Annotated in this window: 18 protein-coding genes and 1 pseudogene; 10 read left to right on the forward strand and 9 right to left on the reverse strand. The window is 49.5% G+C overall.

Translation table 11 applies throughout. The annotated features are described in order from the left end of the window. Nucleotide 1 precedes the first annotated feature (1 nt). Nucleotides 2-1,213, reverse strand: a complete 1,212-nt coding sequence (locus PQQ36_RS05345; RefSeq protein WP_130250039.1) for an anaerobic sulfatase maturase — start codon at nt 1,211-1,213, stop codon at nt 2-4. A gap of 161 nt (nt 1,214-1,374) precedes the next feature. On the opposite strand from PQQ36_RS05345, the gene PQQ36_RS05350 reads away from it, so the two are divergent. Together PQQ36_RS05350 and PQQ36_RS05355 are read left to right on the forward strand one after the other, a co-directional pair. Continuing rightward, nucleotides 1,375-2,868, forward strand: a complete 1,494-nt coding sequence (locus PQQ36_RS05350; RefSeq protein ID WP_130250040.1) for a sulfatase family protein — start codon at nt 1,375-1,377, stop codon at nt 2,866-2,868. Continuing rightward, nucleotides 2,865-4,331: a sulfatase family protein gene (locus PQQ36_RS05355; RefSeq protein ID WP_273660534.1), complete on the forward strand. Its 1,467-nt coding sequence runs from the start codon at nt 2,865-2,867 to the stop codon at nt 4,329-4,331. The genes PQQ36_RS05350 and PQQ36_RS05355 overlap by 4 nt, the downstream gene beginning before the upstream one ends. 76 nt (nt 4,332-4,407) lie before the next feature. On the opposite strand, the gene PQQ36_RS05360 is transcribed toward PQQ36_RS05355, so the two are convergent. Continuing rightward, nucleotides 4,408-6,984: a polysaccharide lyase family 8 super-sandwich domain-containing protein gene (locus tag PQQ36_RS05360; RefSeq protein WP_273660535.1), complete on the reverse strand. Its 2,577-nt coding sequence runs from the start codon at nt 6,982-6,984 to the stop codon at nt 4,408-4,410. 311 nt (nt 6,985-7,295) lie between these two features. Here PQQ36_RS05360 and PQQ36_RS05365 point away from each other — a divergent pair, with 311 nt between their 5' ends. After that, on the forward strand, nt 7,296-8,000 hold the full coding sequence (locus PQQ36_RS05365; RefSeq protein ID WP_011082010.1) for a DUF445 domain-containing protein: 705 nt from the start codon (nt 7,296-7,298) through the stop codon (nt 7,998-8,000). A gap of 108 nt (nt 8,001-8,108) precedes the next feature. On the opposite strand, the gene PQQ36_RS05370 is transcribed toward PQQ36_RS05365, so the two are convergent. Further along, the gene (locus PQQ36_RS05370) at nt 8,109-8,603 is read right to left on the reverse strand and encodes an Lrp/AsnC family transcriptional regulator (RefSeq protein ID WP_011082011.1); all 495 of its coding nucleotides are present in this window, start codon (nt 8,601-8,603) and stop codon (nt 8,109-8,111) included. A gap of 365 nt (nt 8,604-8,968) precedes the next feature. Here PQQ36_RS05370 and PQQ36_RS05375 point away from each other — a divergent pair, with 365 nt between their 5' ends. Continuing rightward, entirely contained in the window at nt 8,969-9,133 is a 165-nt protein-coding gene (locus PQQ36_RS05375) for a hypothetical protein (RefSeq protein WP_015728451.1), read from the forward strand. Nucleotides 9,134-9,143: 10 nt separating this feature from the next. Here the strand turns inward: PQQ36_RS05375 and PQQ36_RS05380 are convergent, their stop codons facing one another. From PQQ36_RS05380 to PQQ36_RS05400, 5 genes and pseudogenes are all read right to left on the reverse strand, one after another. Continuing rightward, entirely contained in the window at nt 9,144-9,392 is a 249-nt protein-coding gene (locus tag PQQ36_RS05380; RefSeq protein WP_011152832.1) for a hypothetical protein, read from the reverse strand. Between the two features lie 328 nt (nt 9,393-9,720). After that, a pseudogene (gene putP, locus PQQ36_RS05385) lies at nt 9,721-11,215 on the reverse strand (sodium/proline symporter PutP). A gap of 69 nt (nt 11,216-11,284) precedes the next feature. Beyond that, nucleotides 11,285-11,992: a hypothetical protein gene (locus tag PQQ36_RS05390; protein WP_060534684.1), complete on the reverse strand. Its 708-nt coding sequence runs from the start codon at nt 11,990-11,992 to the stop codon at nt 11,285-11,287. A gap of 11 nt (nt 11,993-12,003) precedes the next feature. After that, nucleotides 12,004-15,135 (reverse strand): bifunctional proline dehydrogenase/L-glutamate gamma-semialdehyde dehydrogenase PutA, encoded by a 3,132-nt coding sequence (gene putA, locus PQQ36_RS05395; protein WP_273660536.1) that lies wholly within the window; start codon nt 15,133-15,135, stop codon nt 12,004-12,006. A 183-nt stretch (nt 15,136-15,318) separates the two neighbouring features. Then, nucleotides 15,319-16,137, reverse strand: coding sequence for an AraC family transcriptional regulator (locus tag PQQ36_RS05400; RefSeq protein ID WP_011082016.1), 819 nt, complete (start codon nt 16,135-16,137; stop codon nt 15,319-15,321). Nucleotides 16,138-16,693: 556 nt separating this feature from the next. Here PQQ36_RS05400 and PQQ36_RS05405 point away from each other — a divergent pair. Then, nucleotides 16,694-17,422 carry a helix-turn-helix transcriptional regulator gene (locus PQQ36_RS05405; protein WP_372456860.1) on the forward strand — a complete coding sequence of 243 codons (729 nt, stop codon included), beginning with the start codon at nt 16,694-16,696 and terminating at the stop codon, nt 17,420-17,422. A 49-nt stretch (nt 17,423-17,471) separates the two neighbouring features. Here PQQ36_RS05405 and pdxH read toward each other — a convergent pair whose 3' ends face one another. Next, a complete protein-coding gene (gene pdxH / locus PQQ36_RS05410) occupies nt 17,472-18,107 on the reverse strand; it encodes a pyridoxamine 5'-phosphate oxidase (protein ID WP_011082018.1) in 636 nt (211 codons plus the stop codon). 212 nt (nt 18,108-18,319) lie between these two features. Here pdxH and PQQ36_RS05415 point away from each other — a divergent pair, with 212 nt between their 5' ends. The 5 genes from PQQ36_RS05415 to PQQ36_RS05435 all read left to right on the forward strand — a co-directional run bounded on the left by PQQ36_RS05415 (nt 18,320) and on the right by PQQ36_RS05435 (nt 25,491). After that, entirely contained in the window at nt 18,320-20,131 is a 1,812-nt protein-coding gene (locus PQQ36_RS05415; protein ID WP_273660537.1) for a sensor histidine kinase, read from the forward strand. After that, nucleotides 20,128-21,357, forward strand: a complete 1,230-nt coding sequence (locus PQQ36_RS05420; RefSeq protein ID WP_072605213.1) for a sigma-54-dependent transcriptional regulator — start codon at nt 20,128-20,130, stop codon at nt 21,355-21,357. The genes PQQ36_RS05415 and PQQ36_RS05420 overlap by 4 nt, the downstream gene beginning before the upstream one ends. Before the next feature lie 102 nt (nt 21,358-21,459). Continuing rightward, nucleotides 21,460-22,851: an HlyD family type I secretion periplasmic adaptor subunit gene (locus tag PQQ36_RS05425; RefSeq protein ID WP_011082021.1), complete on the forward strand. Its 1,392-nt coding sequence runs from the start codon at nt 21,460-21,462 to the stop codon at nt 22,849-22,851. 7 nt (nt 22,852-22,858) lie between these two features. Then, a complete protein-coding gene (locus PQQ36_RS05430) occupies nt 22,859-23,572 on the forward strand; it encodes a transglutaminase-like cysteine peptidase (RefSeq protein ID WP_015728458.1) in 714 nt (237 codons plus the stop codon). 5 nt (nt 23,573-23,577) lie between these two features. Next, nucleotides 23,578-25,491 (forward strand): bifunctional diguanylate cyclase/phosphodiesterase, encoded by a 1,914-nt coding sequence (locus PQQ36_RS05435; protein ID WP_111416221.1) that lies wholly within the window; start codon nt 23,578-23,580, stop codon nt 25,489-25,491. The last annotated feature ends 2 nt before the right edge of the window (nt 25,492-25,493 follow it).

Raw genomic sequence — 25,493 nt, forward strand, 5'->3', positions numbered from 1 at the left:
ATCATTGTTCACTCTGGCGTAAAAACTGACGGTAAGAGGAAGCGGGCAATTGGCGACGCAGGCACTCTCCCATTGCGCGAAGGTAAGGCTGGATATGCGAGAAAAAGGCAAAATACCCGGCACAGAGGTAGTGTTTCGCCGTTAACGACAGCTCACCATTGTCATCAATACGTTGAGCTGGGCAAGCACCATGACACAAATAACGCTGGCTGCACCCTTGGCAATGCAGTTGGCTTCCCATGGGTTTGCGCAGAGAAAACTGCTGCTGAATGGGGGTTTCAATCAAGTCGGGATAGTCTCGCTCACGCACATTGCCCAGCTTAAATTCAGGGTAGACGAAGTGATCGCAACTATACGCATCGCCGTTGTGTTCAATCACTAGGTTGTCGCCACATTGCGGTGCATGCACACAAATGGATGAAGGCATACCCAGTTGCATGCCCAAAGCGTTATCAAAATGACTGACAAACACTTCCCCCATATCGTGCTGACGCCAAGTTTCAAACACATCGATCATGAATTGACCAAATTGCTCGGGGGAAACGCTGCGCGAAGAGACCCCCTCACCTTTGACCGGCTCGACAATAGGAATGAACTGAATAAAACGTGCGCCCAATGCTTTTAAGTGCTGGTAGACCCTTTTGCCATCCGCACCATTGTGGTTTTGCACCACCGTCAGCACATTGAATTCGACTTGATGCTTTTGCAACACCCGCAAGCCGCGCACCACCTGATCATAAGAACCTTTGCCACTGCGTGTTTTTCGATAGTGGTCATGCAACTCTTTATCCCCATCAAGGCTAATGCCCACCAAAAAGTGGTGGCGACGAAGAAAATCCCCCCACTGATCATCCAGCAGTATCCCATTGGTTTGTAAGGTATTGACGATCTGCATGCCTGCCCGCGCGTGTTTGCGCTGCAACGCCACCGCGCGTTGATAGAATTCGACGCCTCTGAGCGTCGGCTCACCGCCTTGCCAACCAAAAGTCACTTCAACACACCCCGCAGGCTGACTTTCAATGTAACTTTTGATGTGCGCTTCCAAAGCGTCATCACTCATGTCAAAGCGCTTGGTTTGCGGGTAATACTCGGTTTTGTCTAGGTAAAAGCAGTAATCGCAATCGAGATTGCAAACCGGACCAATCGGTTTGGCAAGAACATGGAACGGACGTTTTGCTCGTGGCTTGGTAACGGGGATGTGTGCTGGTTGCATTCGCCTATCTCAACAAGTAAGTAACTTTGTTAATTTTACTTATTTTTTTTAAAACATCTTTTTATTTTATTATCACTGTGATCAATGGCAGGTTTTTGAAACATCATTTCAATATAATAAATGCCCATATAGAAAGTGCATAATATGGCCCCTAAACCACCATGAAAAAACCGAACTTACTCTATGTTTTTCCTGATCAGTTTCGGCTGATGTCCCTTGGCATATGGCAAGACCCACACTATCAATCGCTGCTGCCAGGCAAGGGCGACCCCGTGTTGACACCCAACCTAGACCACTTTGCCGAGCAAGCCACCTTGCTCAGCAATGCCGTCAGTAACTGCCCGGTTTGCAGCCCTCATCGCGGCAGCTTATTCACTGGCCAGTTTCCGTCAAAAAGCGGAGTGCCGCTCAACTGCCATTCCGATCGTGTTGCCTCCCAACTGCCGGAAAAGGCACGCTGCTTTACCGATGTGCTCAGCGATGCCGGATACTACCTAGGCTACATTGGAAAGTGGCACCTTGATTGGCCAACGGAAAACGACCCTGCCAATCCTGGGCAGTATGTGGATAGTAAACGCCCCGCGTGGGACTCCTACACCGAGCCAAACCGTCGCCACGGCATTGATGAGTGGTATGGCTATGGCACGTTCGATCAACATTGCAATCCGCACTACTACGACACCAATGGGCAGCGCCATGAACCGCGCAAGTGGTCGGCAGAACATGAAACCGACAAAGCGATTGAGTTTCTTACGCGTCATCAACAGCAACGCCCAGATCAGCCCTTTGCTTTGTTTGTGTCGATGAACCCGCCACACAGCCCATACTCGAGTTTGCATGACTGCCGTGAAGCGGATTGGCAGCGTTACTGCGATCAGCCTTTAACGTCGTTACTCACGCGAGACAACGCCGACCATCACATGGAAAAAGCGCACAGTGCCCCGTTCTATTTCGCCAACGTGACGGGCGTCGACCAAGAGTTTGGTCGCTTGGTCGACACATTAAAAGCGCAGGGCGAATGGGAGAACACCATTGTGGTCTTTACCAGTGATCACGGTGAAACCTTGTGTAGTCATGGCGTGACCGACGCCAAAAACAGCATTTATAACGAATCCCTCTGTGTCCCCTTTTTACTGAAGGACGCAATGCAAAACCAAGCGCAGCAACACCCTGCGTTTTTGAGCAGCGCAGACATCATGCCCACCGTATTGGGATTGATGGGGCTAAGCGATTTGTGTCCCGATGACATTCACGGTCGCAACCTAGCAGAGGTATTTCGCTCCCCCTCTGTGGCGGCGGGCCCAACTTGTGCCCTCTATTTAAAGAACATCGATAGCCCACCCTGCGCGGATGGCAAGATCCGCGATTACTTTGCCGTCTCGCGAGGGATAAAAACCGAGCGTTACTCGTTGGCGCTGCACATTGACGCCTTTGGTCAACTCAGCGACAGCCAATTTTTCGACAACCAAACAGACCCCTATCAAACCAACAACCGCCACTTTGACCCGAATGATCCTGTCGTACGTCGCTTACTGCACGCCATGGCTCAAGAACTGGTTCGAGTGGATGATCCGTGGGCAGAGGAGCAAGTGCTTGCTCACCTTCTTCCCTATGATTTGTTTACTCAGGTTGGCATCAATAAGGAATTTTCATGACAGACCACACGCCCCCAAACGTTATCATTCTCTACGCCGATGACCTTGGCTTTGGCGACTTGAGTTGCTACGGCGCCAATGACATCCCAACCCCCAACCTCGATAAGTTGGCCCAAGAAGGGCTGAAGTTTCATCAAGGCTACGCCACTGCTGCGACCTGCACTCCTTCTCGTTATAGCTTGCTCACGGGCTCTTACCCGTGGCGCAACCCGAAGGCAGCCGTGCTGCCCGGTGATGCACCGCAGATCATCACCATTTCTGATGCCACTATGCCAAAGATGTTCCAAAAGGCTGGCTATCGCACGGGGATCGTTGGCAAATGGCACTTAGGACTCGGCAATGGCGATCTCGATTTCAATCAAGAAATTCAAGGCACGCCAAATGATGTCGGTTTTGATGATTCATTCATCATGGCCGCCACCAATGACCGCGTACCTTGTGTTTACATTCACAATCGTCAGGTGGAAAACTTAGACCCTACCGATCCGATTGAAGTGACATACGATTGGGAGCACGCCTTTGCCGATGTCCCCAATGGTCGCCATAACCCTGAACTGTTGGATGTGATGTACGATCACGGCCACGATGGCACCATCATCAATGGGGTCAGCCGTATCGGTCATATGCGTGGTGGGCAATCCGCCATTTGGAACGATGAAACCATGGGGGAAGAGTTCGCACAAAAAGCCATGGCGTTTATCGAACAACACCAACATCAACCCTTTTTCCTTTACTACGCACTGCATCAGCCGCATGTGCCTCGCATACCTAACCCACGCTTTCGTGGCGTTACCCCTCACGGCGTGCGTGGCGATGTGATTGTCGAAATGGATTGGTGCATTGGCCAAGTGCTCGACAAACTTGAGCAGCTCGGACTCAAAGAGAACACGTTGGTGATTTTCTCCAGCGACAACGGACCCGTGCTCAACGACGGTTATAAAGACCGAGCGGTAGAGCTCAATGGTGAGCACCGCATGGCAGGGCCGTTGCGTGGTGGCAAATACAGCCTGTTTGAAGGCGGGACTCGGGTGCCGTTTATCGTACGCTGGCCCAATGGCATTGTCGATGGAGAAACGGACGCCCTGTTCAATCAAGTGGACCTCTACCACTGCTTTGCGCAGCTAACTGGCATTGAGTTGCAAGAGCAGGAAGCGCCTGATAGCCAACCGCTACTCGAGACCTTGCTGGGCAAAGAACACCAAGGACGCCGGGAAATGGTACTGGAAGGCATGCAATACAAGAAAGTCTTTCGAGACCAACGTTATGCCTATATCCCGCCACATGATGACGACTTCATCTGCCAGTACACTGGCAATGAAAAAGGCAACCTCTCTCGCCCTCAGTTGTACGATTTGCACGATGATTTGGGGCAGTTAAATAACCTTGCCGAACTCTATCCCGAGAAAGTCACCGAGTTCGCCGCGGCGCTGGAGCGTCATATCACGGCCCCGCGTACACGTTAAATAACCGCACTAAACCAAAGAGCCCGATGTTTGCATCGGGCTTTTCTTTTATCGAGATGAATCACTGAACCTGCGACTACTGCGAGCGCGACAAAACCAGTTGTGGCGCTTGGGCACTTTCTCGACTGGAGAAACTGACGTCGGATTTGCCACTGGCGCTACCAAGATTCTCAAGCACCAAACTCACAACCCCAGATTGCACCAACGCGCTGACATCAAGCTCAACCCAGCGGTCTATATCTGCGGGGGTGATGCTAACGCTCGGACCCGTGGCCACGTTAGCAGGTAACGACGCCCAACTGATATCGGACTCGAGCCAGTCGCTGCTCGCCAAACGTGAGACTGTCACCGTTCGCTCCGCATCGCTATTAACATTACGCACATGCAATCGCAGCGTCGCGTTGGTGGTCGAGTCGATCCCTTGTCCACTCAGATCAAATTGCAGCACCGTTTTTCGGTTGTAACCCGTGCCGTCTTTCTTCACCACAAGATAACTGTTGCTGCCAAAAGATTGGCTGGCATATTGACCATCGCGGACAAACGCATCTTGTGAAACCATCACCGTTTGAGGAGGTGTAGGTAAGACAGGAGCGGAAAAGTCGACCAACACGCCCTTGCCCATCCATCTTGGCTCTGAAGGCGTTTGCACTGTGGTGTGTTTACTCACACCTCCCTTGTCAAAGCTCACTTGTACCTGTGTGCCTTGCCCTGGCGTTGATAAGGTCACGACCGGATCCGCGGCCGATTGATCAATCAGCACCACACTAGCTTGGTTGACCGACAAGGTCGAACCGTCGTGCAAATTGATACTCCCGGGTTGATGAAAAATCACGCCAGTGACGTTCAAACCTTGATGATGCACCGCCTGCAGAGTGTTGCTGTTACTCAGCACCGCGATCGGGGATTGCTGTGCGTAAGCCTCCACTTGAGATGCCGTTCGGTTCGGCACAATGATGTATTGATAACTGGCGTTTGTTGGCTGCCAACTGTGGCCAATTCTCAACATAAACACCTCATCGGACACCACTTCATTCACCTGACCACGATTGATGTCGTACCAATTACCCGATTGGGTTTGGTTGTTCATATGCCCGTACCAGTACGCAGGGAAAACGTAGCCAATGCCGTCATGGTGCACCCAAGAGGCATTGACCAAAGCGCGACTGCCTTTTTCATACACCACACCATCGACCGTCACCGGTCCATTTAATCGAGTTTGGTTGACCGATGTATTGACATACTCACTTCTCGTTGAGGCTATGCCAGCGCCTAGCGCCACCATTTCATCCTTGAAGCTAAACCACGCTTTCTTCGCTTGTGTGCCATAGGCATTCATGTCCATCACTGCAACGCCATAACGACCATCAGAAACGCCGCCAACAAAGCTCGTGTTCATCACGATGCTTCCCCAGTCGGCGGGTTTCTCCGCAAACTGAGGGGCAGTCACACCCGGAACCAAAGCCCAGTTCCACACGGGAAAGAGATTGTGGTACTCATCACCTCTTTGCATGATAAACATGCTGCCAAAGCCGAGCCAATTGCCCAATAAGTTTTCATTGTTGCCCGCTTCCGTTGGCTCTATACGCAATGAGTTCATCTTTACGCCAATAAAGTGATTTTCCCCAACCTTGCTTGCATAGTCAGAGCGCCAAAATTGCTTAAAGCCTTCGAAACCAGCCCCCTCTCCTGCGACATGACGACGAAACTGCTCCGCTTCCTGAGCACGTTGCGGTGACAAAGCGGCAATATACTGACTTTGCTGCTGCAACGTCGATTTGTCCACGACTTGAACACGACTGATTCCTCGACCACGGGCGTTATAGTCTAACGTTCCGTGGCTGTTCATCCAACGGACCCCTTCCAAGAAATAATCGCTGAGCAGATCAATTTGCTCTGGAGAGAACTTCCATTGCAAATCTCGTACGTGATAAGCCCAAAATGACGCGGTATCAAAAAACACTTCCCCATAACCACCGGTATACAACTGTGCACCATGTTGTTGGAATGAGTAATCCGCTTGTACCCCTTCGGCTTCGGTGATCACTATGGTTTCCGCAATCCCCTCTAAACCACGCTGAACTTGCGCAGCATCATTCGCCAGCAAACCACCAAAAATGACCGCTTTGGAAAGATCGGTTCGATTGGCGCCCGTTTTGTACGGCGCACTCGGCATATCGCCTTGAATTAACGTTTTTAAATCACTCGGCAGTGCACTGCCTAACATCAGTGCAGCAGGCCCCAAACGAAGTTGTTTACCAATCTCGTTCCACCACCAATTTTTATTGGTTCGATCGGCGGAATACCAATAATACATCGCCTCAATCGCTGCTTGCGCGTAACCCGTTTGGGGAAACAAATGTTCGGCAGCAGCCAGCACTCGAATGCGATCTAAATGCGCTCGGATCGGCTTCTCATCCGTCGCCACGATCGTATAGTCGATGTCTAGCCAACTTCCGTCGGCCAACAAGGCATCGCGATACTGTGTTGCCAGCCCAGAAAGCGTCTGGCCCTTATTGTCTGCGTTGCGAGATGCTTGCTGGGCGAAATCTGGAGCAACGCGCTGTGATAAGGTCATCACTTCATTCGCCAGACTCATAGGAGCCGCAAGCAAAGCAGGAAAAACGAACGGAAGAAGGAAACGTGTTTTTTTCATTAACAGGTCCTCTGTCGGGTGGATGTGTAGGGGAATGGCCGATCATTTGTCAGCCACGTTATTTTTGTTGTGATAATTATTAATAAGAGTCACCCTACGCTCGCTCAAATAAAACGCAATTTTATATTTATAAAAATAAAGTTCCGATCTCAAAATATAACTAGCACAAATGCAATAAATTGAATAATTTTCAATCAACTCTAACGACTAACGGCCACAACGTCATCCGCATCAACCCTGTGGCAACCGGCACCAATTAGGATTAGAATTCCGCCATCCGAATAACCAACGATAAAAACGAACACGATAAAATGAACAAAAGCTTATTGACCAACGTGATTGCCTTAGCGGCTTTGGCAGCAGGTTTCGCGCTGAAAAACGACTACCTTCTTTATGCTGGCTTGTTTGCCTTCTCTGGCGCCATTACCAACTGGCTAGCGATTCATATGCTGTTTGAAAAAGTGCCGGGGTTATACGGCTCGGGCGTCATTCCCGCGCGCTTTGAGGAGTTTAAAGCGGCGATCAAAAACCTAATGATGGAGCAGTTTTTTACCAGCGAGAACATCGATAAGTTTCTCAGCAAAGAGATGGCCGGTGGCAAGAGCTTCAATCTCGAGCCCATCATTGCCAAAGTCGATTTCAACCCAACGTTCGACTCGCTGGTTGATGTTATCGCCCAATCGCAATTTGGGGGCATGTTGGCGATGTTTGGCGGCACAGAGGCCTTGATTCCCCTCAAACAACCGTTTGTCGAGAAGATGCAGCAAGCCATGGTGGATCTCAGCCACAGCGACACCATCAAGCAGGCATTGAAAGAAGAACTCGAAGCGCCCGCGATGATGGAAGAGATCCAACAAAACATTGAAAACATCATTGATCAGCGTCTCAACGAACTGACGCCTAAGTTGGTGAAAGAGATGGTGCAGAAGATGATCAAACAGCATTTGGGCTGGCTTGTGGTTTGGGGTGGCGTGTTTGGCGGCTTGATTGGTGTCATCACTTCCGTCGTTGCTTAGCCACTGACCGCAGCAGAAACAACAGAGGGAAGCCCAGTGCTTCCCTCTTCTATTTTGGCGCTGACTTGCCCCTCGCTGGGGTATGTCCCGCACCGCTGACCTGTCGCGTTACTTTTGGTACAAGGTCGACAGCAGCTCTGGGTTCACACCAAAGCCCGTTTTGTGCTCCTCAATCACCACTTCGCTGCGCGTTTGAATCACCCCCGGCAGAGTCCCTAGCTTGCTCGACATGAACTCTTGATACGCCTTCATGCTTTTGACACGCACTTTGATCATAGTGTCAAAATCGCCCGACAATGAGTAACACTCTTCAATCTCCGGCATATCGGCGACGGCTTTGGCAAACTTTTCAAAGATGGAAAAGCTGGTTTGATCAAGACGAATATGAATAAACACCTGAACATCCAAGCCCAACTTTTCGGCATTGAGTTCAGCGTGATACCCCTTGATGTACCCTTCTTTCTCTAAACGTTTGACTCGTTCAGAACACGGTGAGGTGGTCAAGTTGACCTGCTTAGCCAGCTCAACCACCGGCAAACGGCCTTTTAAATGCAAGATGCGTAAAATTTGCAGATCGATGCGATCCAACGGGTAACCAGACATCCTTCGTCCCTTATCATTTTTTTGCCAGTTTACTGGCTAACCCAGTTCGCTATCAATAGCTGAGAGTTTAATGAAATGTAGGGAGTTATTCAGTAGAGATATTTTTTGATGGTTAATAAGATTTTTTTCTTATTTTTCTGTCATTTATTGAACTTCTTGATGAATTTAATGAGCCAGAAAGAAAAGAGTCTTTATTCTAAACAGAGATAATGCAGACAGACGATATGAATCATAATGCATTATACAGAATGATATTCCCATGTCGTTTTTACGCAGCGATATTTATAACAACTCAAGCTGCTGTCAATCTACTTTACTCGTCAGTTTCAACCGGCACTTTAAAGCGATTGAACACAGGAGAAAGCATGCAAACCGTCATGATAAAATACCAGCCTTTTGGCATCGGCGAGTGGACGACTCTTTACGTTTCCACTGATGTGGCGAACGCACTAGAGAAAGAGTATATGAGTTACGGTTGGCCTGTAGAGGTCAACCGTGAGTGTACTGAGCTCGAAAGCGATTTCGCTTAAGTAAGAAGGTCTAACCGATCGGTTGAACCATTTGCGGTGAAAGGGATTTCACCGTTGCTGTATTCTGCGTATTACAGTAACGGCAGAAATGCTGAGGTTCCATGTGGTAATAGTGCTCACCGGAAACAAACTTGGTCATCAGTTGGGTAAAACTTTGTAGCCGACTTGAAAACGTATCACTCTGCTCTGTCTGACAACGACGCATAACGACTTTGTGTGCGGTTGTTTTTTTACACGCTGAGCAATAGATTTCTGGCATGACCCTTCCCCTGATGTACGAATGCTGCTAATGACAATTGACACATTTTGACCAAATTAATTCCACACTCAAAAAGCGCTTTTTAATTTTTGTGCTCTAGGTACAAAAAATAGTTCTGCAACTTCAACAAATTGCGATCTTTGTCGCCCAATGCCGTGCGGATTGAACGCAAGAATAAAGCAAACATTTCGTGGATTTGTTAGCGGCAAGAAAAGATTCTGTCGGTAGTTAAAAAACAAACCCCTCACCAGTATCACCAGCGAGGGGCTCGATTATTTACAATGTAAATTGAGTATCGTGTTCGTTCTTGTTGAACACGAGATCAAGATTACTCTAGCTCAACCAACTTTTTCTCAAACTCACGGTGCTGCTCTAAAACGGTGTTGTCAGCGCCACCAGTGAGTTTGCTCACACCAACAATCGCGATGGTTGAGAAGATGATTCCCGGTACGATTTCGTACACGTCGAACCAACCGCCAGCCAGCTGTTTCCAAACCACGATAGTGATGCCACCAATCAGGATACCCGCCAGTGCGCCGTTGCGGTTCATGCCTTTCCAGTAAAGGCTTAGTACAACCGCAGGACCGAAGGCCGCACCAAAACCAGCCCAAGCGTAAGAGACAAGGCCCAATACCGAGCTATCCGGTGTCATGGCAAGGATAAGCGCGATGATAGAAATCACCACCACACCAATACGGCCCACCATCACGATTTCTTGCGAGCTTGCGTCTGGCTTGATCACTTGCTTGTAGAAGTCTTCCGCCAATGCTGAAGACGAAACCAACAGTTGAGAGTCTGCGGTACTCATGACCGCGGCTAGAATCGCCGCCAACAAGATACCGGCAATCACTGGGTGGAACACGGTATTCACCAGCAGCATGAAGATTTTCTCGCCGTCGGCCAGTTCAGTACCCGGATGGCCGTTAACCCATACAAGGCCTACCAAACCAACCAGGATCGCACCTGCCATCGATAGCGCAGTCCACCCCACCGCAATGCGACGAGCCGTACCCAATTCACGGTTGGTACGAGAGGCTTTAAAACGCGCCAAAATATGTGGCTGACCAAAATAACCTAAACCCCAAGCGACCAGTGAAATAATCGCAATCGCGCTAAGAGGCTCACCTTTGGCATCGTTCCATAGCGTCAGAAGCTCTGGGTTAATGTTGTGCATGTCGGTTGCCAGTTGGCCAAAGCCCCCTTCCATCACTGCAATAGGAACAATCATCAATGCTGCCGCCATCAATAGGCCCTGCACCAAATCCGTCCAAGAAACCGCGAGGAAACCACCAAACAAGGTGTACGAAACCACACACAAGGTGCCGATGATCACCGCAGTGCTGTAATCTAGACCAAACACAGTTTCAAACAGTTTGCCCCCCTGCAACCAGGCCTGAGCTGGTATAGAAAAGGAAGAACAACAGAATAAAGAAAGCAGAAATTGTCTGAATCAGTTTTGATTTGTCATCGAAGCGACGTGACAAGAATTCAGGCAATGTAAGTGCATCCGTTTGAATACTGTAGGTGCGAAGACGTTTGGCACTGACTAGCCAGTTTGCCCAAGTACCCACCAACAAACCACCAGCAAGCCAGAACGACTCGATACCCGCGGCGTACGCGTAACCTGGTAGGCCTAACAACAACCAACCACTCATATCCGACGCCCCAGCAGACAGCGCCGCTGGCCATGGACCTAAGCTACGACCACCCAAGAAATAATCACTTGAGCTAGACGTTTTCTTATAGGCGTAAACCCCGATCGCCACCATAAGAATCAAATAGGCAATAAAAGTGCCCGTAATAGCGAAGCTACTCTCTATCATTAGATAGTCCTCATTAGAATAATAATCCTTCCTTGGCTCCCCCAAACGGCGTGGGGGAGCATGGAAAGGTTAGTGAGTATCGTTCCCCAACTCGAGTAGAGTTGCGTTACCACCCACTGCGGTAATATTTATGGTACGCGTACGTTCGGTAATGAAACGCAGCGAAAGATGCGGATCATGAGCAAGCAGAGCACCTGCTTGATCCGTTGCAGAAACCAAACCGACGATAGCACCGTCACGTTTGGCCAATTGTAGATTGAGCTCATGCTCAACCTGCGCATTACCCACGTAACCCACACTGCGTACATCACGGTCGATGAGCTGTAAAACCGCATCGTAGGCGACCATTTGTACTAGGTTGGAAGGGAAATGCGTCTGTTCAAGGGCACTGCTGAGCAAGCCGTTGAACTCTGAGTTATCACTGCAAACGATGACGCTGTTACCAGCGATCAACGCGCAGGTCACTAAAGCAAAAGCGTTGTACAGAGCTTGCTCTGAATCGCTTTGCTCGTTTTCAACGATCACCAGCGCCACCCCACGGCCCGCGGTGTACAACTCGTTGGTTTCTCCGGTAGGCCCAACCAAAAGGTGGGCGTCAGCCAATAGCGAAGAGGCTTGTTGCAAGTGGTAAGAAACCACCTTGGCAACCAGCGCATGCTTCCCATCCAGAGCGGCTTTAAATGCAAGCAAGTGCTCACATTTGTAATCAAAATTGGTCAGATTCCACTGTTCCCATGCTGAGAAAGCATCCGAAAAACTCGTCACTTGATGAACCATGATGTTGCTCCTTATGCGTTCTCAGTCTGGTTAAATTGCACTTGGGTAAAGCGGTACAAGTAGTGTGGACCACCTGCTTTTGGCCCAGTCCCCGATAAGCCCTGACCACCGAATGGCTGCACGCCAACCACCGCACCCACTTGGTCGCGGTTGATGTAGCAGTTCCCCACTCGTGCGTGTTTTTCGATCCAGCGGTAGGTGGTTTCGTTACGACTGTGAATACCCATGGTCAAACCGAAACCCGTTTGGTTGATGTGTTCCACCACGCGAGTCAGTTCAGACGCTTTGAAACGCACAATGTGCAGGATCGGGCCAAACTGCTCTTCTTTAAGCACGTCGATGCCTGAGATTTCAAATGCCGTTGGTGCGACAAAATCACCATGCTGACAATCGTCCGCCAGTGTCAGTTGCGCAATCGGCTTCTGAGTTTGGTTCATCTGCTCGATATGCTGCAGCAGCTTTTCTTTCGCGCGAGCGTCAATCACTGGCCCCACATCGGTTTTGTGTAGATGCGGCACGCCAACACTCAGTTCATTCATTGCCCCTTGGATCAAGCCAATCACTCGATCGGCAATGTCTTGCTGAACAAACAGCACACGCAGTGCTGAACAGCGCTGACCTGCTGAAGCGAAGGCAGAGCGAATCACATCACGCACCACCTGCTCTGGCAGCGCAGTACTGTCCACGATCATCGCGTTTTGACCACCGGTTTCGGCGATAAACGGCACCGGTTTGGCTTCACGTTGTGCCAAGGTCACGTTGATGCGTTGCGCCGTGGCGGTGGAGCCCGTAAACGCCACACCCGCAATGGCTGGGTGAGAGGTGAGCGCCGAGCCAATATCCGCACCACGACCAGGGATCAGTTGAACAACGCCTGCCGGGAAACCCGCTTGTAGCATGAGTTCTACCGCACGTACCGCGATCAAACTGGTTTGTTCCGCTGGTTTCGCTACGACCGTGTTGCCCGCCACGAGCGCCGCGGTCACTTGACCAAGGAAAATCGCCAGTGGGAAGTTCCACGGGCTAATGCAGACGAACACCCCCAAACCTTCACGGCTGGCAATGCGTTTCACGCCATCAAAGCCTTCTAACTCAAAAGGTTGCAGATTTTGCGCTTGTTTGGCGTAGTAACGACAGAAATCGACCGCTTCACGCACTTCATCAATACTGTCATGCAGTGTCTTGCCCGCCTCTTGGTGACAAAGTGCCACCAGCTCAGCCAAGTTGGCTTCCATCAAGTCAGCGAGGTTGTCTAGGCAACGCGCTTTCTCCACCAACGGTGTGCGATTCCAATCCGCAAAAGCCGCGTGTGCGATGTCGATCGCTTGGGAAACATGATCAAGGTTAGCAAACGCAATTTGCCCCACTTGGATACGACGATCATACGGCGCTGTGACACTTTCCGCTTGACCGTCCTTGATCATGCTTTCGGCCAGCGATGCGCCGTTGATGATCGGGCCAGCTAGCCACTGCTTGCTCAAGAAGGACTCGACCAGTGCTTCAAACGGCTTAGCTTCGCTTTCGATATCCACATTAACGCCATAGGAGTTTTTACGCTCAGGGAAAATCGCCGCTGGCAATGGGATCTTGGTATTGTTCAGGGTTTCAAATGAGGTCAGCGCTTCTACTGGGTGCTTGGTAAGCTCTGCCACTGGGCAGCGCGCATCGACCAAACGGTGGACAAACGAGCTGTTGGCACCGTTTTCCAGTAGACGACGCACTAGGTATGGCAGCAAATCTTTGTGGCTGCCCACTGGCGCGTAAATTCGTACTGGCTGACGATACTGCTCCATCACATGGTTATAAAGTGAATCGCCCATGCCATGCAGACGTTGGAACTCATAGTCGCTGTGAGTCGCCATGGTGGCGATCGAGGAAACGGTTTGCGCGTTATGGCTAGCAAATTGCGGGAAAATGTTGCCGCGCACGTCATCGCTTAATAGGAAGCGAGCACACGCTAAGTACGCCACATCGGTGGCTTCTTTGCGAGTGTAAACCGGGTAGTTATCGTAACCACGCTGCTGAGACCACTTCACTTCGCTGTCCCAATACGCGCCTTTCACCAAACGCAGTGGGATCAAATCCCCTTGCTCTTTAGCGAGAGCATTGAGCCACACCAACACCGGCAGAGCGCGTTTGGAATACGCTTGCACCACCAGGCCAAACTTACCCCAGCCTTTGACCGTTTCACTGCGGTAGAGTTTTTCAAACAGTTTGAGAGAGAGCTCTAGGCGGTCGGCTTCTTCCGCATCAATGGTAATCGCAACGTCTAGCTCGACAGCGCGTTTCAGCAGTTGTGCCAAGGTGTCAAACAGCTCGCTCATCACGCGGTGTTCATTAGCCACTTCATAGCGAGGATGCAAGGCAGAGAGCTTGATCGATACCGACGGCGCAGGGCTAGTGTCGTTACCATACGTTTCGCGGCCCACCGCCTCAATCGCCATCAAATAATCTTTGAAGTATTTATTGGCATCCGCGGTGGTCAGCGCCGCTTCACCCAGCATGTCAAAAGAGTAAGTGAAGCCTTTATCGCGCATCGGGCGGCCATTTTTCTGCGCCTCTTCGATGGTGCGACCACGAACGAACTGATGACCCATGATCTTCATCGCCTGATACATGGCTTTGCGGATCACTGGCTCAGAAAGCTTGTTCACTAAGCGATTAAGCGCTTGGCTGGCACTTTGCGTTTCATCATCACCCAAGCCCACCACTTTACCTGTCAGCATGAGGCCCCAAGTCGAGGCGTTGACAAACACAGATTCAGAATTTTTAAGATGCGATTTCCAATCTGCCACGCTCATCTTATCTTTGATCAGAGCGTCAGCCGTGGCCGCATCCGGAATACGCATCAGCGCTTCTGCCAAACACATCAGCAAGATGCCTTCGTGCGTGTCTAGGCTGTATTCCAACAACAGTGCATCGATCAATTGAATCGACTTCTTGTCGGCGCGAATCGCGTCAATTAGTTGAGTCGTTCGAGTCGCGATCGTTTGTTTTTCTTCCGCTGAAGGGGTTGCCAGTGGCAGGAGCTGCTCCAGCCATTGAGATTCGTCCACCATATACAATGGGGAGATCAATGCCCATAGCTTATCGAGCGGCTGCGCGACAAACTCCGGCTTTAACACATCTGTTGCTGTAAACATGCGTTTTCCTCAATCTCATCCCCGAAAACCGCTTCGGGGCTACACAATGGCTGGCAGTGTATTTTGAGCCTGAGAGGATTACTTGTCAAAAACTCCGAGCTTTTTGCTAAAAACTCGCTTTTTTAACAAAACAACTACATGATCACACGAATTTAGGCAAAATATTGTGTCGTAAAAAGCAACTTATTTAACGCCAAATTGCTTTTTGTATTGAGAAGGTGAAACGCCCTGTAAGCGAGTAAAGGAGTGGGTAAAGGTACTTTGACCGGAAAAACCGGTCAGCTCGGCGATTTGCCCCAAGCTTAATGTGCCTTTTTCAATCAGATCTTTGGCCATATCGATGCGCTTACCGAGCACGTATTGGTGCGGTGTAATGCCCATTTGCTCTTTAAAGAGGCTGTGGAACTGGCTTTCACCAAGGAAAACACTGCCAGCAAGCTGCGCTACACTGATCTTGTGGCTCAGATGGGTTTCGATATAGCGATCAATCGCATCGAGATCAAAACGCGACTCTTTTCTTGGCGTCTCGAACGCCGACATATGACGTTGCATCAACGCCATCACGGTATCGTTGCAAGCTCGGCTCAATAAAAGATCCTCGGGGTTGGACTGCATTTCATGCACCAACATCTGGATCAACTTTTGAATTTGCGCATCCAATTGAAAATAAAGGTGAGATTTTTCAATTTGATTGATTTTTTGCAGCAGCAGCGGATCATCATCATTGGGTACGGGCATATTCAGCACCAAAATATCCGACTGACCAATCACGCCACCAAACGCGTGATCAGAGCAAGCCGTAACGATGCAGCCTTGACCCGGTCCAACAAGATTACCCTGCCCGCGCACTTCAAACTCCGCCTGCCCCTTCAAACCAATCACGATTTGCGTGTAATGATGATCATGGCAATCCATGTAAGAAGGCAAAGTGACCAACTCTGCCGGCTTGGGCAGCTTGATGTTGGCGATGATCTCAGGTTGGGGCTTAGTGCTTTCGTTCATAGGGATGCAGAGTAGAACAAGGACAGAAGAATGATACCTCACCTCAACCCGCATGCAAGTCAAACCGAGAAGAGGTGCAAAGATCTTTATGGCGTTCCCTTTGATCATTGTTCCGGAACGATGATCATGCAGCGATGTTCTACGGCCATCGTTCCACGGACCAAATCATACAGAGACAATCCATCTCATTGATGAATAGAGGGTTTTCCCTCCTTTTGCTACATAACAATTTTGCATACAGTGTTTGCGAGAGATCGTGACAAGCATACGTCGCTGTCTCTTGGTATCTTGTGATACCTCTAAATTGGCGTAGCAAGACCCTCGCTATGTGATTTAGAACCTCTTCTACACGTCGACAAGATTGATATCTTGTGTTGCCAGCCCCTCTTCAGGCTGGCCTTTTTTTGTCTGCGATTCCATTTCTCTTCCCCAATATTGATAAATTCCACAAAAAAACAACGCTTTTCGAGGGATAACTTGGCTAAAGACAAAGAATTGCACACCAATTAAATGCATATTTGCAAGTTACCACTGTGCTGTATAGGTGAGTTGTACTGTGTCTAATTGTCTGAGCAATATCGAATTTTCCCTTTTTAACCAACTTCCCGGCTGTTGGGGCTGCAAAGATCGCCATTCGGTCTTTCGTTACGCTAACCAAGATTACGCTTGGCTGGTCGGCCATCGTCGCCCAGAAGATTGTATTGGCCTCACCGACTTTGATATGCCGAGCCCGACGGTAGAATGCGCTGCCGAGTTCCAGCGCCAAGATCAATACGTGATGGAAAGTGAACGAACGCTGAAAATTCTCGATATTCACCCTTACCCAGATGGCCGCTGGCACGCGCATATTTTTACCAAATCCCCTTGGTACAACGACAGCGGCGAAGTGCAAGGGACGATTTTTTATGGTCAAGAGCTCACCGACACCGCGGTGTTAGAAGTGGGATATTGGATCTGTCGCGCAACCGGGATTACCGATGGCAACCTGCCTCGTTTTCGCTTTAATGATGCCAGCTTGTCGATCAGTGATTTGACCGCTCGGGAGCAAGAGACGCTGTTTTTGCTACTGTATGGACGCAAGCCGCAGTACATCGCCAACATTATGGGGATTTCAATTAAAACCGTCGAAGGTCACGTGGCAAGGCTGCGCACCAAGTTCGCGGCAAACAGCAAAAACGAATTGATTGATAAGGCATTAGAAGCAGGCTTTGGATCTTTGATCCCAGAAAGCTTACTCAACACCCAGCTTTCTGTGGTACTCAATGGCGATCATTTAAGTGAATGATCGCCATGATAATAACGCTAACCGTGCAAGCTTAACGTGCAAATAGCGCTTAAGGCGCAAGGCGATCGATGTGCCACTCGCCTTGTTCTTGGCTGTAAAGGAAACGGTCGTGCAGGCGATGCTCTCCTCCTTGCCAAAACTCGATGCTTTGTGGCTTCACGCGGAATCCGCCCCAGAAGCTCGGCACCGGAATTTCACCATTGGCAAACTTCTGTTTTAGCTCAAGAAACTTACCTTCGAGTACGCCACGAGCGGAAATTCGGCTGCTCTGACGGCTGGCCATCGCCGCTAATTGGCTCTCTTTCGGGCGAGAAGTGAAGTACTTCATGTTTTCCATTGCGGTCAGTTTTTCTGCCACACCCGTGATGTGCACTTGACGCTCAAGCGGGTGCCAAGGAAAGTGAAGGCTGATCTTGCTGTTGTGCTCTAAGTGCTGCGCTTTGCGGCTACCCAAATTGGTGTAAAACACAAAGCCGTCTTTATCGACGTTTTTCAGCAGAACGATACGCTGGAAAGGCATGCCATCTTTGTCCACGGTCGCGACCGTCATGGCCGTCGGATCACTCAAGTTCGCCTTGATCGCTTGCTCTAGCCAAAAGTTAAACTGATCAATTGGGTCGTTTTTTAAATCTTTACGACGCAAGCCGCCTTTGGTGTATTCACGGCGAATATCGGCAAGTTCCATCTTCACTCCTTCACATATTTTTTGCCGATTGTGCGCCCGAATGTGTTCAAACTCAAGCCTTGAAGCCCGCATGTTGCTCCGAGCGCGATTTGCTCCAATGCTCAGCACAAGAAAACTCAGATCAAATTCGCGTTGTGGTGGTCGCTCGGTTTATCTTTTTTGTTGCACTGGTAAAGTAATCCAATCCCCCTATTTTATTGATAAGGCATTGTGTGTCGCTGGTTTCTCGTTGGTCTGGTTATCGCTTTTTCCTCTTTATGTTGCTGCTCGGTGGCATCGGTTTAACCGTGACGCATTTTGCCGCTTCACATTATCAGCAGAACAAATGGGCGTCGATTTTGAAAAACTATGCCGATCGCGCCAATCAGCAACTCAGCTCAGAACTGGCTAAGTTTGAGCAAATTCCCAACCTGCTCAGTCACGATCCTCGCTTACTCACCTACCTCACCCAGCCGGAATCAAACGGGTTAAATCAACTGCTGGCAGAATGGTCGAAGCAAACATTGGCCGATACCATCTATCTGCATAATCAACAAGGTGTAGTCATTGGCTCGAGTAACTATCAACAAGACGATACCTTTGTCGGGGAAGATTTTTCCTTCCGCCCCTACTTCATTGAAGCGATGCAAGGTCACATTGCTCGCTACGTCGCGTTAGGTATCCGCTCCAACAAACGCGGCTATTTTTACTCCGCACCGATTTGGCTGGAGAACAAGATTGCTGGCGTCATCACGGTGAAAGTGAGCCTGGAAGAGCTGGAAAACAGCCTTGCGCCAGAGCGAGCAGACATTATGGTCCTCGATCAAAACAACGTGGTGTTTCTCAGCAACCAAGCCACTTGGCGATACACCGCCTTGGCACCGATCGCCCCCGAACACATAGAGGCAATGGTGCAAAACCAGCAATATGGCAGTCAAGCGCCTAAGGCGCATCCAAGCGTTCAGTTGGGCGATCCCGCCAATCCTCAAGCCCAACAACGCACGATGCCACAGCATCAACTGTATCTATCGGCCACCAACGATAATGGATTCCGCGTTGTCACCCTCGCGGCGCATCAACAACGTTTGATGACCGTGCTGCAAGCCGATGTGATTTTTGTGCTGATATTTAGCTTGCTCAGTTTGATCGCCTTTGCTTGGCAGCAAACACTCAACAACAAACGCCAATTGGCGCTGCTTAACAAGCAGTTAGAATCCAAAGTCAAGCAGCGCACTGAGGCTCTCAGCGAGAGCAACCAACGTCTGCAACAAACCATTATGCAATATGAAAAGACGCAGCAAGAGCTCAAACAAACCCAGCAAGAACTGACCCAAGCGGCGAAGTTGGCATTGCTTGGCGAGCTTTCTGCCAGTATTAATCATGAAATCAATCAACCGCTGGCGGCGCTGCGCACCTACACCGAAAACAGCTTGAAACTGATGTCGATGGAGAAACATCAGTTGGTTGAACACAACTTGCAACAAATGCTGCAACTCAACGAAACCATCAGCGAAGTGATTGCGCGCCTGAAAATATTCACCCGTAAATCGACCCCGGATGAGCGTCACTATTACGCGAATTTGCATGACTCCGTGCACAACGCAACGCGCATCCTGAGCAATAAACTGATCAAATCGGGTGTGACGTTAAAAGTCGCGTCCATTCCACCTTCGCTCGCCGCCAATATTCACCATATCGAACTTGAGCAAGTGCTGATCAACCTCATCCACAATGCGATACAAGCCTTGGAAGGACAAGCCGATGGTCAAATCGTGATTGAATGCGCCATTGAGCAAGACGCTTGCCAGTTGATTGTCAGCGACAACGGCCCAGGGATTGAGGCAACCAAGCTGGCACACCTTTTCGACCCGTTTTTTACCACCAAGCCAGAAGGTCTTGGGCTTGGTTTAACCATTTCCAAACGCATTATTGAAAGCTATCAAGGCGGCTTGGAGGGCGAGCTTCACTCCCCTCACGGGATGCGTTTTACTCTTTCACTGCCACGCCTTTTGTCCAGTGATGCGTCAACACAAGAATTCGTATGAACAGCCAAATTTACTTTATCGATGACGAACCCCATATCCGCGATTCCGTTAGCCAAGCGCTGATGATTGAAGGTGTTGAGGTGATTAGTTTTCCCAATGCGGTCGAAGCACTTAAGCACATTGATACCCAGCGAGCGGGCGTGGTGGTCACCGACATCCATATGCCCGTCATGAACGGCTTAGCGTTGTTGAAAGAGCTACGCAGTCGCAACCCTCACTTTCAGGTGATCGTGCTCACTGGCTATGGCGATGTGAAAACCGCGGTAGAAGCGATGAAAGGTGGGGCGTACGATTTTCTTGAGAAGCCATTTTCTACCGACAGCCTACTCAAAGCGATTCGTAACGCTGAAGACAAGCTGGCGTTATTACAAGAAAACATTTGGCTAAAGAAAGAGCTCGACATGCAAACGCACGCGGGCTCAAAACTGATTGGCCATTCGCAAGCCATGGTGCAGATACGTCGCGCGCTCATCAGCGCGCAAACCGACCGACCACTGATTCTCTATGGCGACAAAGGAACCGGTAAACGCCTGTGCGCGCAGTTCTTTTATGATATTCACAACCGTAATGAAGGCGAGTTGGTGCCAATTTCTGGCTTTTATTTTAGTGACCTCAGCAGCGAGGAGATACCGCAGAAACTGAGGCTGCTCCTCGCTCAGCACCCCAATGACACGCTATTTATTCACGATGCAGAAGTGCTGAAAGCCAAACAGTGGCAAATACTCACGGAAACCCCACTTGGCACCACCAAGCTCGTCTGTGCCACACTCTCTTTACCCAGCACCATCACCGGTAAAATACAGAGCATTGCCCTGCCCACGCTCGACCAGCGTAAAAACGACATTCCCGCGCTGTATAAACACTTTGTGCGTAACGCGTGTAGCCGCTACCAAGTTCAGCCACCGCGCATCACCGCCGAAGAGCTGGAAACCGTACAGCAACAAACGTGGCCGGAAAACATTCGTCAGTTACGTCAGTTCGCCGAGTTACGCGCACTCAAATCACCACAATTTCTCTCAGCAGATGTCGATGAGCTGCAACAAGCCCAAGCGCAAACCATGGCGCAACGACTGGATTACTTTGAATACACCTTACTGTTTGATGCGCTAAAACGGCATGGCGGACGCTTAAAAGAGGTGCAACAAGAATTACAGGTCTCACGTAAAACCCTGTATGATAAACTCAAAAAGCATCAGTTAGATAAATCTCAGTTTAAAGATCAGTAACATCTTCCATCGCAACGAAAGGTTACATCGATTTAACAATTGAATAGACTGAGTTTAAAATCATAAAGATAAATTCTATTCATCATCAAACAAGGACAGTGCATGAGCAGTGAAAACTACAATAAGCTCAGTCGTGAAGAGCTCGATTTTGTAGATGACAAAACCGCCGCTTTGCTTCTAAACACACCGACCAATGCCCGCCTGATGTTGTGGGTGATTGTCCTATTTTTCGCCGTCGCCATCGGTTGGGCTGCTTGGGCCGAAATCGATAAAGTCACCGTCGGCCAAGGAAAAGTGATTCCCTCTTCTCAAATCCAAATCGTGCAAAACCTCGAAGGCGGATTGGTGAAAGAGATTTTGGTCAAAGAGGGCCAATTGGTTCAAAAAGGCCAGCAGTTACTTTTGATTGACGATACCCGCTTTCGCTCCGACTACCGTGAGCGCGAGCAGCAAGTTGCCAACTTAACCGCCGCGGTTTTGCAGTTAACCAGCTCAATCGACAGCGTGGAAATTGATGAAGAATTTACCAACGCAGAATGGGAAAAGAGTGTGGTGATCAAATACGGTCAGTTGGCCTTTCCTGCCGAGCTGGAACAACAGCAGCCAGAACTGATCGCCCGTCAACGTGCGGAATACCGCCAAGATCTCAACAACCTACGTAACCAAATCTCGGTACTGACTCAGCAAGTCAAACAGAAGCAGCAAGATCTGGTTGAGATTCAAGCGCGAGTGAAAAACCTCCGTCAAGGGCACGTGTTTGCCAAGAAAGAGTTGGAGATCACTCAACCTTTGGCAGACGAAGGCGTCGTACCAAAAATTGAACTGCTCAAATTGCAACGCCAAGTGAATGACACGCGCCGTGAGCTCACCTCGACTGAGCTGAAAATTCCTGTGCTTCAATCCACCATTCGTGAAGCCATGCTTAGCCGCATTGATGCCGCACTGAAATTCCGCTCAGAACAGCAAGAGAAACTCAATAAAACCCAAGATCAGTTGTCGGCCTTAGTGGAATCCGCTGTGGGTCTGCGTGACCGAGTCAAACGCACCGTCGTTATTTCGCCTGTTACCGGCAAGATCAAAACTCTTAACATTAACACCGTCGGTGGGGTCATCCAGCCGGGTATGGACATCGTTGAGATCGTACCCACAGAAGATTCCTTGTTGGTGGAAGCGAAAATCGCACCACAAGACATCGCCTTTTTACGCCCCAATTTACCTGCCGTGGTCAAGTTTACCGCTTATGACTTCACCAAATATGGCGGCTTGGATGGCGAGCTGGAGCACATCAGCGCCGACACCACCCAAGATGAAGAAGGCAACAGTTTTTATATCGTGAGAGTTCGAACCGAAAAAACCAACTTTGGCCAAGATGCTGAGCTGCCCATCATTCCGGGCATGACCGCTTCTGTGGATATTATTACTGGCAAGCGAACGGTACTTGAGTACCTGCTTAAGCCGATACTAAGCGCACAAAATAATGCCCTTAAAGAGTAAGCCACACATGGCGCGCGAACGATGGACTCGATTCACGCGTGCCACCTTCCATACCGGACGCTGGGTTTTACTGGCGGGGCTCAGTATGGCTGGTTTTTACTCTCAAGCGCTCAATACTACAGAGCAAAAATGGATTGATGCGGTCACTGCGACCTATGGCGAGCGCGCGGGACAACGCGTCAACACTTGGCGCGAAAATATTGATTTCTTTAAGTTATTAGAAGAAAACGAAAAGCTAGAAGGCATTAACGACTTTTTTAACCAACTCTATTTTGTCGACGACATCGACCTATGGGGACAAAAAGACTATTGGGCGACCCCTCTAGAATTTTTGGGCAGTAATGCGGGCGATTGCGAAGATTTCACAATTGCTAAGTATTTTTCTTTGATCGAACTGGGAGTCTCAGATAGTAAACTCCGTTTGGTATACGTTAAAGCAATAGAACTCAATCAGTTCCATATGGTTTTGGCATACTACAAAACGCCCAGCTCAGAGCCGCTGATCTTGGACAACATCAATCCCAAAATCATGAAAGCGTCAAAGCGCCCAGACTTACTGCCGATTTACAGCTTTAACGGTAAAAATCTTTGGTTGATGAAATCTGCCAACGCCAATGGTCAATTGGCGGGTGATTCATCACGACTAAGCCTATGGAACGATCTCCGTTCCAGAGAAAAAACACTCAAATTGAATAAACCTATTATCAATTATGACGAGTAATGAGCATGACACTATATAAACAACTCGTGGTTGGTATGATTACAGTCTTTGTACTGCTGATGGCATCAGTCTTTGTAATCGAATTCAATACCACTCGGAATAGCCTAGAGCAGCAACAACGCTCTGAGATGAATAACACCATCAACACGGTAGGATTGGCGCTAGCCCCTTACCTGAAAGACAAAGATAAGGTGGCGGTGGAATCCGTGATCAACGCTTTGTTTGATGGCAGTTCGTACTCGGTAGTGCGATTGATTTTCCTCGATTCAGGGGAAGAGATCATTCGTACCTATCCGATACAACCGAGCTCCGTGCCCACTTGGTTTAGTCAACTAAACCTGTTTCAACGTATTCACGATCAGCGCATCGTGACCAGCGGCTGGCTGCAGCTTGCTGAGGTAGAAATTGTCAGCCACCCAGGCGCGGCTTACGAACAGCTTTGGAAAGCGTTAATGCGTCTGCTCACCGCATTTGCTGGGGTTTTCTTCATCGGCCTGCTCTCTATCGCGTATATTTTGAAACGTTCATTGAAACCTCTTACTGCCATCATTGATAAGATGAACGACATCGCCAACAACAAGTTTGGCGACCCTTTGACTCGTCCTCATACCAAAGATCTGATTGCCGTGGTTGACGGCATCAACCGCATGTCTGCTCAAATTGAAGTCTCTTTTAAAGAGCAAGCGAAAGAAGCGCAACGCTTGCGTGAACAAGCCTATATCGACCCTATCTCGAAACTGGGCAACCGCTCTTACTACATCAGCCAATTGGATCAATGGCTGGCGGAAAATGCGCCAGGTGGCGTAGCGGTGCTTAACGCGGAATACATCGGTGAAGTGTACGACAGCAAAGATTATCAATCGGCGGACCGAATGGTAGCTGAGCTTGCCAAACAGCTCGACAGCACCATCTCAATCCCTGGGGCGACGCTTGCGCGTATTTCCAGCGATGAATTTGGTTTGATTTTCCCGCACATGGATGAAAGCGAACTGAAAATTGTCGCCGACAGCATTGTGAACTGCGTAAACATGCTCAACACCGATCCAACCGGCACGGCAGATGCCAAAGTGGCGCTGGGTATTGCTTACATCAAAGAGAGCAAAACCCGCTCAGAAATGCTCTCTATGGTGGATAACGCCCTATCGAAAGCCAAAGCCACACCAGAGAAGAAATACGGCTTTGTCGGCAGTGACAGCCAAGGTGGCATGATGGGTAAACAGCAGTGGAAAGCGCTGGTTGAAGAGGCGATCCACAATCAATGGGTTCACTTCCGTTTCCAAGCGGCGAACACCATCAATGGTCAAACCTTCCACCGAGAAGTGTTCTCAAGCATCGAAAAAGATGGCCAAATTTACCGCGCCAACCAATACCTTTACGCACTCGAACAGCTTGAAGCGACCCATATCTTTGACCAGTACGTCATCACCTCGATGATTGAAAAACTGCAAACGGGTTTGGTCGCCGAGCCATTGGCAATCAACATCGCTCAAAGCAGTTTGTCACAACCAAGCTTTATTCGCTGGATCACCAACACGCTAGAGAAAAACCGTGATGTGGCGTCTTTGCTTCACTTTGAGATCCCAGAAGAGTGCTTTATTCAGCAGCCACACCACACGGCACTGCTGTGTCATGCCATTCGCACATCAGGCGCAGAATTTGGTGTCGACAACTATGGGCGTAACTTCCAATCGCTCGACTACATCAACGAGTACCGTCCAAATTACGTGAAACTGGATTACCTGTTTACCCATAATCTGGATGACGAGAAGCAGAAATTCACACTGACTTCCATTTCTCGCGCAGCGCACAACCTTGGCATCACCACGATTGCCTCTCGAGTGGAAACGCAGACGCAGCTTGATTTCTTGTCAGAACATTTTGTTGAAGTATTCCAGGGCTTCATCGTAGATAAAGAGTAGTA

This window comes from Vibrio sp. CCUG 15886 (assembly GCF_028570825.1).
Lineage (GTDB): Bacteria > Pseudomonadota > Gammaproteobacteria > Enterobacterales > Vibrionaceae > Vibrio > Vibrio vulnificus_B.

Excerpts from the sequence above, each read along its gene's own strand:
- PQQ36_RS05390 (WP_060534684.1), bottom strand. The coding sequence starts at position 11,992 with ATGGTTCATCAAGTGACGAGTTTTTCGGATGCTTTCTCAGCATGGGAA.
- PQQ36_RS05370 (WP_011082011.1), bottom strand. The coding sequence starts at position 8,603 with ATGTCTGGTTACCCGTTGGATCGCATCGATCTGCAAATTTTACGCATC.
- PQQ36_RS05400 (WP_011082016.1), bottom strand. The coding sequence starts at position 16,137 with ATGAACGAAAGCACTAAGCCCCAACCTGAGATCATCGCCAACATCAAG.
- PQQ36_RS05345 (WP_130250039.1), bottom strand. The coding sequence starts at position 1,213 with ATGCAACCAGCACACATCCCCGTTACCAAGCCACGAGCAAAACGTCCG.
- PQQ36_RS05430 (WP_015728458.1), top strand. The coding sequence starts at position 22,859 with ATGGCGCGCGAACGATGGACTCGATTCACGCGTGCCACCTTCCATACC.
- PQQ36_RS05425 (WP_011082021.1), top strand. The coding sequence starts at position 21,460 with ATGAGCAGTGAAAACTACAATAAGCTCAGTCGTGAAGAGCTCGATTTT.
- PQQ36_RS05355 (WP_273660534.1), top strand. The coding sequence starts at position 2,865 with ATGACAGACCACACGCCCCCAAACGTTATCATTCTCTACGCCGATGAC.
- PQQ36_RS05435 (WP_111416221.1), top strand. The coding sequence starts at position 23,578 with ATGACACTATATAAACAACTCGTGGTTGGTATGATTACAGTCTTTGTA.
- PQQ36_RS05375 (WP_015728451.1), top strand. The coding sequence starts at position 8,969 with ATGCAAACCGTCATGATAAAATACCAGCCTTTTGGCATCGGCGAGTGG.
- putA (WP_273660536.1), bottom strand. The coding sequence starts at position 15,135 with ATGTTTACAGCAACAGATGTGTTAAAGCCGGAGTTTGTCGCGCAGCCG.
- PQQ36_RS05380 (WP_011152832.1), bottom strand. The coding sequence starts at position 9,392 with ATGCCAGAAATCTATTGCTCAGCGTGTAAAAAAACAACCGCACACAAA.
- PQQ36_RS05350 (WP_130250040.1), top strand. The coding sequence starts at position 1,375 with ATGAAAAAACCGAACTTACTCTATGTTTTTCCTGATCAGTTTCGGCTG.
- pdxH (WP_011082018.1), bottom strand. The coding sequence starts at position 18,107 with ATGGAACTTGCCGATATTCGCCGTGAATACACCAAAGGCGGCTTGCGT.
- PQQ36_RS05360 (WP_273660535.1), bottom strand. The coding sequence starts at position 6,984 with ATGAAAAAAACACGTTTCCTTCTTCCGTTCGTTTTTCCTGCTTTGCTT.
- PQQ36_RS05420 (WP_072605213.1), top strand. The coding sequence starts at position 20,128 with ATGAACAGCCAAATTTACTTTATCGATGACGAACCCCATATCCGCGAT.
- PQQ36_RS05365 (WP_011082010.1), top strand. The coding sequence starts at position 7,296 with ATGAACAAAAGCTTATTGACCAACGTGATTGCCTTAGCGGCTTTGGCA.